The 8,325-nt window shown below is 57.2% G+C and carries 6 protein-coding genes and 2 pseudogenes; 6 read left to right on the forward strand and 2 right to left on the reverse strand.

Annotated features, from left to right (window positions below):
- Positions 1-497 (reverse strand): helix-turn-helix domain-containing protein (locus BSU04_RS43620; RefSeq protein ID WP_144021543.1); only part of this gene is annotated, 497 nt, incomplete at its 3' end.
- A gap of 65 nt (positions 498-562) precedes the next feature.
- Between BSU04_RS43620 and BSU04_RS43625 the strand changes: the two are divergent.
- From BSU04_RS43625 to BSU04_RS43650, 6 genes and pseudogenes are all read left to right on the forward strand, one after another.
- Positions 563-1,678, forward strand: a pseudogene (locus BSU04_RS43625) (CoA transferase); the annotation flags it as partial.
- 670 nt (positions 1,679-2,348) lie between these two features.
- Positions 2,349-3,440 (forward strand): ABC transporter ATP-binding protein, encoded by a 1,092-nt coding sequence (locus BSU04_RS43630; protein ID WP_089166373.1) that lies wholly within the window; start codon positions 2,349-2,351, stop codon positions 3,438-3,440.
- A 39-nt stretch (positions 3,441-3,479) separates the two neighbouring features.
- Positions 3,480-4,520, forward strand: a complete 1,041-nt coding sequence (locus tag BSU04_RS43635) for an ABC transporter substrate-binding protein (RefSeq protein ID WP_089166374.1) — start codon at positions 3,480-3,482, stop codon at positions 4,518-4,520.
- Positions 4,521-4,586: 66 nt separating this feature from the next.
- A complete protein-coding gene (locus BSU04_RS43640; protein WP_256983933.1) occupies positions 4,587-5,834 on the forward strand; it encodes an ABC transporter permease in 1,248 nt (415 codons plus the stop codon).
- A 3-nt stretch (positions 5,835-5,837) separates the two neighbouring features.
- The gene (locus BSU04_RS43645) at positions 5,838-6,677 is read left to right on the forward strand and encodes an ABC transporter permease (RefSeq protein ID WP_089166376.1); all 840 of its coding nucleotides are present in this window, start codon (positions 5,838-5,840) and stop codon (positions 6,675-6,677) included.
- Between the two features lie 195 nt (positions 6,678-6,872).
- A complete protein-coding gene (locus BSU04_RS43650) occupies positions 6,873-7,880 on the forward strand; it encodes a DMT family transporter (protein ID WP_089166377.1) in 1,008 nt (335 codons plus the stop codon).
- A 189-nt stretch (positions 7,881-8,069) separates the two neighbouring features.
- Here the strand turns inward: BSU04_RS43650 and BSU04_RS43655 are convergent.
- A pseudogene (locus BSU04_RS43655) lies at positions 8,070-8,325 on the reverse strand (YecA family protein); the annotation flags it as partial.

An 8,325-nucleotide genomic window follows, 5' to 3' on the forward strand; every position in this document is an offset into this window, starting at 1 on the left:
ACCTTCTGTCGGAACTGGGGGTCGGGGCTGTGCAGCCACTGCTTGACCCGGTGCGGACGCAAATCGCCCGCTTGCAAGATTCGTTGCAAATGACTGCGGCTGATCTGCTTGGTCACGCCGCGCTCGATCGCACGCTCAACCAGTTCGTCCAGCGTCGGTGTCGCGCGGCCGTCTGGTTCTGCCGGTTCGCATGCCAAGGCAAGCAACTCGAGTCGTTGCGCCTCACCGATACGCCTCGGACGGCCCGGACGCGACACCTCCTGCAAGCCTTCGACGCCCTGACGCACGAGGCGAGTACGCCAATGCGAGACGGTTTGCACCGACACGCCGAGCGCCTGCGCAATTGCCGTCGTGGACTCGCCTCGGTGAGCCATCAGCGCAATCTGCGCTCGCATCACTTGCCGCTGCTCCGCCGTACCGCGTCGGGTCAACAACTCAAGCGATTTACGCTCCTCTCGAGATAGTTTGATTACCTGCGCTTGTCGTCCGCGTCCCATGCAGTCGAGTTTACTTGTACTTCTTTTTTATTGAAAGATAGTTCAGGGATGTTGTACTAGGCCGGTTTGGCGCCGAGGTAATCAAACTCGATCCCGCCACGCCCAACTACGATCCCTGGAACACCGTGGTCTTTGGCATGTCCTCGGCGCGCGGCAAGCAGAGCATCCTGGTCGATCTGAATTTGCCAGACGGGCGTGAGGTGTTCAACCGCCTCGTGCGTTCAGTGGATGTCATCGTGATGAACGCGCCGGATCGGCAGCTGTCCCCGCTTGGACTCGATGAAGCGAGCCTGCAAGCCATCAATCCAGGTGTCATCTTCTGTCAGCTGGACTGTTTTGGCGGCCCGCGCCGCGGCCCGCGGACCGACTACCTGGGCTACGACGACTTGATCCAGGCTGCCACAGGCATCATGGTCCGCTTCGGCGGGAGCATGCAGACACCGGAAGAACACGCCCACGTCGGCACGATCGACGTGATGTGCGGATTTGCGGCCGCGCTCGGCGTCGCCGCTGCGTTGTATCGAAAGGCGAGGACCGGCGAAGCCAGTCGCGCCCGGACGTCCTTGGCGGCGCTGGGCGGTCTGGTGCAGATTCCGTTTTGCTACGACTACCCGGGCCGGGAGCCTTTTAACGAGCCTTCTGGCCGCGGCGCGCTGGGCTATAGCGATCTTTCCCGGTTGTATCGGGCAGCGGACGAATGGCTGTACCTCGCTGCCAGCGAGGCTGAGCTTTCGAAGCTGGATGCCGTGGAAGGGCTGGAAGGTCTTCGCACCGCGGTTGATCGGGCTCAATTCCTCTGCGCTGCCTTCGCCACGGCGCCTGCCGAAACCTGGCAAGCCCGGCTCCGCGCGGCGGACATTTCGGCTGCCGCGCTCGACAACATCGACGCGCTGCGCCCGCGCTACAGCCGTCCAGCGGACAACCGACCGGGAACCGACAACGGAAGCTACTCCTTTAGCGTCTACGCGAGACACCCCAGCGGTCATTGCGTGACCCAACTCGACCCTCTTGCGATTCGTCCTCGTCACGCGCCAATCCGTGCGCTGGCCCCGGCGGAGAAATTCGGTGCTTCGACTCGCGGCGTGCTGAGTAAGTTGGGCTACAGCGATATCCAGATCGAAGCGCTGATTGAATGCAAAGCAATCAATGACAGCTGGAGTAAAGAGTACTTGCCGAGCTGAGCCGAGTAAGAAAGGTCCAGCCGCGTCGGCGTCGGCGTCGGGCGATCGTTGCTCCAATCGAGAGCACACAGCCGACCGTTTCCTTCGGGAGACGAACACGCTGTGAGATCGCGGAGCACGCACTGAACAAGTTGTCTGGTGGACGTCGTCATCGACGCTGCCGAAGATTGATCCGCACGGATTTTCCGTGCGATGGTTGTGACACAACATACACATGATCCGGTCGAGCCGGACTAGGAGACAGCAATGCCAGCTATTCCAGCAGCGTTTTGCGTCGAACAGACGAGAAACAAGATCGCTCGCGCCCCCGTCGCCAATCACTCGCTCATGTTGCCCACGCTAACGGGCGACATGAACTATTCCAAAACGAACCTGAGAGGCGGATCAGATCGGCTCTTAAGACCTGTGTTCGTACTGTCGCCGATTGATCGCCACAGTCAAACATCGCCCCGTTTGTGTTGAGTAATACAAATCAATTATCTGAAGAGTAGCTCAGAAAACCCGGCGTGCAGTGGCTGGTTCGAATTTTTCATCTGACCGCCTGGCGTCATTTCGCTGGAGGGTGATGGGGACAGTTTGGTAACCCGTCATTACATTCGCCATGCCGGTGATTTGCCGGCGTTGATGCCGGGCAACCAGAGAGTCACGAGGCACCTTGAAAGGAACGATCATGCAAAGTCAGAGCAATACGTTCGTGAGCTTCCGGAAGGTCAGGAAGACATACGACGGCGAATCACTCGTCGTCAAGGATCTCAATCTTGACATCAGAAAGGGCGAGTTCTTGACGCTGCTCGGACCATCCGGTTCTGGCAAGACGACTTGCCTGATGATGCTCGCAGGATTCGAGTACCCGACCGATGGAGAAATATGGCTGGACGGGCAGCTTCTCAATCGTATCCCACCCCATAAGCGCGACATCGGGATGGTGTTCCAAAACTATGCACTTTTCCCACATCTAACGGTTGAGCAGAATCTCGAGTATCCGCTTCGGGTCAGGAAAATACCTACCGACGAACGTGCATCGCGCGTCAAGCGGGCGCTTGGGATGGTGAACATGGAGAAGCTGGCCAAGCGCATGCCCGGTCAGCTCTCAGGTGGGCAACAACAGCGCGTCGCACTCGCTCGGGCACTGGTGTTCAATCCGAAGCTGGTTCTCATGGATGAACCACTTGGCGCGTTGGATAAGCAACTGCGCGAGCATATGCAAATTGAGCTTAAGGCATTGCATGAATCACTTGGATTGACGTTCGTCTACGTCACCCACGATCAGAGCGAAGCACTCACGATGTCCGACCGGGTGGCCGTGTTCGACCAGGGAATCATCCAGCAGCTCGACAAGGTCGATTCGCTTTATGAATCACCGAAAAACCTGTTTGTTGCCAACTTCATCGGTGACAGCAACCGCGTTAAGGGAAAAGTTGTCGGCACTGACGGTGCTTACTGCGACCTTCAGATTCATGGCGGCGCAACGGTGCGTGCGCTCAATGTTGCCCGGCTCGCTGTCGGTACCGACGCGACCGCTGTCATCCGGCCGGAACGGCTATCGATTGTGAGCAATGGCGCCGTGCAACGCAATGTCATCAGCGGTGAAACACTTGGGATGATCTATTTCGGGGATCACGTGCGGTTGCGCTGCAGACTGCCGGATTCCAACGAATGCTTCGTGAAGGTACCGCTGGAAGGCAGCGGCGCCGCGCATATCGAGCCAGGACAATCCATTTTGTTGTCGTTCCATGAAGACCATCTCAAGGTCTTCCATTAACCACTTTTGCCAACGTTACGGTGCGACAAGGAGAAGGAAATGAAGGTCCGAAAATACATGGTGGGAACCGCTGTCCTGTTGGGGTGTTCAGGTGCGGCTTTCGCCGACGCGTTGACGGCGGTCAACTATGGGGGCGCCACGGGCGATGCCCAGACGCAGGCCTGGGTCAAACCCTTTGCAGCAAAGAGTGGCATTGCGGCAGACGCCATCGAATACACCGGTGACCAGGCAAAGGTCAAGGCCATGGTGGACGCGAAGAACGTCACGTGGGATGTGCTCGAGGTCGAGTCCGCGGACGTCGGTCGCGGGTGCCAGGATGGTCTCTACGAGAGACTGGACTGGAGCAAGATTCCGAACAAGGACGATCTGATGCCCGGGTCGGTCACGCCGTGTGCCGCGGGAGAATACGTCTGGTCAGAGGTGCTTGCGTATAACCCCACGCTCACGAAGAGCCTGGAGCCCCACGGCTGGAAAGACTTCTGGGACGTGAAAAAATTTCCTGGCAAGCGTGGCATGAAAAAGGAGGCTCGCTATAACCTCGAGTACGCCCTGATGGCCGATGGCGTACCTCCGCAAGACGTGTACAAGGCACTCGGCACGGCATCGGGTATCACCCGGGCATTTGCGAAACTTGATGAGCTCAAGCCGTACATCCAGTGGTGGGACGCAGGTGCGCAGCCTCCCCAATTCCTCGCAGCGGGAGATGTTGTGATGTCCACCGCCTACAACGGCCGCATCGATGCAGCACAACGCGCCGGCAACAAAAATCTGGCGATCTCGTGGGACCAGAGCATCTACGACCTCGATTTCTTTGTCATTCCGAAGGGTTCGAAGAACAAGGACGCTGCGCAAAAGTACATTGCCTACACGCTGACACCGGAGGCACAAGTGGCATTCGCCCAACATATTCCGTACGGTCCTACCAACAAGGTTGCCCTGAAACTGTTGGATGCGAATACGTTGGGGAACCTGCCAAATGCGCCGAAAAATGCGAAGAACGCGATCCCCGATAGTGTTGATTTTTGGACCGATCACGGCGATGGTCTCGAACAGCGATTCGCTGCCTGGGCGGCGAAGTAAAACTTTGCAGCGCATCGGGAAATCCATATCGGATGTGCTGATTGAGGAGAAACAATGGACGCGATCATGAGCAGTCAGGATTGGCAGAGTCGGGAGCTTAAGCGCTCCCTCCGGCACGTCAATGTGCGAAAACAACTCGGAGCGCTGGCGCTAATTGGCCCGCTTGCGGTATTCATCCTCCTGGTGTTCTTGTTACCGGTCGCGTCCATGCTGATGCGCTCTGTCGAGAATCCAGAGGTAGTAGATGCACTGCCAGCCACTACCCAAGCGCTGCGCCAGTGGGACCGAAAATCACTGGTGCCGGACGAGGCCTTCCGCGGAATCATGCTGGACATCGAGCGAAACGGAGGTGACAACAGCTCCGGGAGCGCAGCAGGCCGCCTCAATGCCGAGAAGGAGGGTTTTCGTTCACTCTTTTACAAGACGTCAAGTGCACTGCCATTTGGCAAAACGGATGCAGAACTTCCGGCCGCCGAGATTCGGCGAAAGCTGACCGAAATCGATTCACGCTGGTCCGATCCGTCATTCTGGACAGCGATTGCAGGTAACGCGTCCCGCTATACGCCGGCATATCTACTTGCGTCAGTCGACTATATGCAGGACGCGAACGGGGCGATTGTCCATGTCCCGCCCGGGACAACCGCGTACCAGGCACTGTTCAAACGGACATTTGTGATCAGCGCTCTTGTTACAGCCGCCGCGCTGATATTCGGTTATCCCCTAGCCTACTGGTTATCGATTCTGCCCGCGAGACGCTCGAACCTGCTCATGATTCTCGTGTTGTTGCCCTTCTGGACGTCGATTTTGGTTCGGATTTCGGCCTGGATTGTCATCCTTCAGGGATCGGGACTGGTCAACCGATTGTTGCTCACGCTAGGTGTGATTTCATCGCCTTTACCGTTGCTGTTCAATCGCACCGGAGTGCTGATTGCCATGACGCACATCCTTCTGCCATTCATGGTGCTTCCCTTGTACAGCGTCATGAAGTCCGTTCCGCCGTCGTATCAGAAGGCTGCCATATCATTGGGGAGTCATCCGTTCGGCGCCTTCTGGAAGGTCTATGTCCCGCAGACGCTGCCGGGAGTAGGCGCCGGTTGCCTCCTTGTGTTCATCACGGCGCTTGGCTACTACATTACTCCGGCGTTGCTCGGCGGGGCTAGCGATCAGATGGTCAGCTACTACATCGCGTACTTCACAAACGTTGCGCTCAACTGGGGGATGGCGTGTGCCCTAGGAACGGTCCTGCTGATAGCGACGCTGCTGCTGTTCGCCTGCTACAAGAAGATCGTCGGAACCGAATTGAATCTGGGGTAGATTATGAACACTCGTGTTGCTCGATTCGCTCCCTATGTTTCAGTGCCTGAGATTGCATGGTTCTATCTGCTCAGGACAATGAACGTAGTGGTGCTGCTGTTCCTGGTATCGCCGATATTGGTGATCATCCCGCTGTCGTTCAGCAATAACTCACTGCTGATCTATCCGATTCACAGCTTTTCGTTCCGTTGGTATGAAAACCTCTTTACATCCACGGCCTGGCTGCGGGCAGGAAGGAACAGCTTCATCGTCGCGCCGCTCGCGACACTTCTTTCGACGATTCTGGGAACGCTTGCGGCACTTGGCCTTAACAAGGCCACGTTCAAAGGCAAAGGCGCACTCGTAGCCGTCCTGATCTCGCCCATGATTGTTCCGGTAATCGTCACGTCGGTAGGCATGTACCTCCTGTTCGCGCGTTTTGGTCTCGCCGGAACCTACCTTGGGCTCGTGCTCGGACATACCGCGATTGCTGCGCCGTTCGTCGTCGTGACCGTCACCGCAACGCTCAGCGGCTTCAATCAGAACTTCGTTCGCGCCAGCCTTAGTCTCGGTGCGTCGCCGGTCAGGACATTCTTTTCAGTGACCCTGCCGATCATTGCTCCGGGGGTGATCTCCGGGGCGTTGTTCGCCTTCGCAACGTCATTCGACGATGTCGTGATGACGTTGTTTCTGGCCGGGCCCACGCAAGGCACGTTGCCATTGCAGATGTTTATTGGCATCCGCGAGAACATTTCCCCGACCATCGCGGCACTGGCGACCATCCTGATCATCTTCTCGGGATTACTGCTTTTGACGATGGAGTGGTTGCGTTCGAGAAGTGCGGCGAGGCAGGTTGCGGCATGACGAAGGGGACGAACGCCACCAGAACGCGAAGGTATTCGTCCAGGTTGTCCTTGAGGTCATCCACTTCGACCCCGAAAGGCGCTTAGGCGCAAGTGAGCGTCTTTTTCCGGAAAGCATCGACCTGGCGTAAGCATAGGCTTTCCAAAGCGGGCCAAATCCATCATATCGACGGATACCCCGAATCAGGAGTCGATCATGAGGGAAAAGCAGTTGCTCTTAGGGATATCGGCGGCGATATTCGCGGCGTTTGCCTGGTCGTTGAACTTCATTGCTCCATATGTAACCGGTGCGTATTCGATCTACGACTTGGCGGTCTGCCGCTTCATGATGTCGGGGGTACTGGGACTCGCAATCTTGTTTGCCCTGCGTGGGAGAGGCCCCAGACTCACTTTCGTTGATTGGATCGTCGCGGCGTGGCTCGGTTTGATCGGTTATGTCGGATACTTTCTGACCATCATGATTGCAGTCCTCTACGCGGGGCCGATCATCCCGCCGGCCTTCGTTGCGTTGGTACCCGTTGTACTGGCGATCGTTGCCAATCTCGGCAGTCGAGGAATACGTTGGCGGTCCCTTGCACTTCCACTCGTTCTTGCCACGACAGGTCTGCTGCTCCTGAATGCGGCCAACATCTTGCATCTGGCGCAGCGGTCGGCGGGCTCGACTCGCTCGATCGGGATCGGGATCGTGTTCTCGATCGCAGCCGTCTCGCTATGGACTTTGTTCGGGGTTAGCAACGAAGCCGCGCTGCGGAGCCGACCAGGGATGGATGCGCGGATATGGACGGCCCTGATGATGATTGCGGGTAGCATCGAAATCGTGGCGTTCGTTCCGGTCGGTCTGTCACTCGGTCTGTTTCGGTTCGTGCAGGTCGGCTTCGACTGGAACCTCTTCTGGCCGATTTTTGCGTCAGCGTTGGTGCTCGCCGCGGTTGGATCGATCGGCGGTTCGTGGGCATGGACCATCGCCTCGCAACGTCTTCCGCTTGGGCTCGCGGGACAACTGATTGCTACGGAAACAATATTCGCAACATCCTTTGGTCTGTTTGCTCACCGTCGCTGGCCGACATGGTCCGAGGTATTAGGCATCACGGTGCTTCTTATCGGTGTCGTGAGTGCTATCCGAACGTTCCATCGGCAAAGTTGGACGACGCCAAAACATGCCGGTGAAGTACTCGTACGTGTCGCTGAAAACCCAGAGGGCTAAGGGCAGGTCGCGTACATATCCCTGCGGGCAATAAAGAATGGAAGAAAAGTGAGATCCATGTAGGGATATTAGCGCGGCTTATAAGGTAGTTGAACATATCGAGGTATGACCGGGATTCGTAAAAAATCCGCCACATCTCAATCTAAGACACTGATATAAAAGAGGAACTGATGGCCGGTTTCACAGCGCTCAGTGCTTCGTTACGTGCGCTGGTACCTCTTCCGTTACCGATTCAATCCCATGCGCGTCGATTGTGTTGAACGCTTCGGCCAGCGCAGCCCCATCGGTCGGGAACAGATCATCCCAAACCGTGGACGTCCCGAACGAGTCGACGATTTCCAGCACCCAGCCATCGCGGCCATTATTATCGGACCGATAGATGTGCACATCGACAGAGGTGTCGCCGCGGGTTATGGCTGTAGACAGCGGGGACAATGCAAGTGGG

The organism is Caballeronia sordidicola (assembly GCF_002220365.1).
GTDB classification, from domain to species: Bacteria; Pseudomonadota; Gammaproteobacteria; order Burkholderiales; family Burkholderiaceae; genus Caballeronia; species Caballeronia sordidicola_C.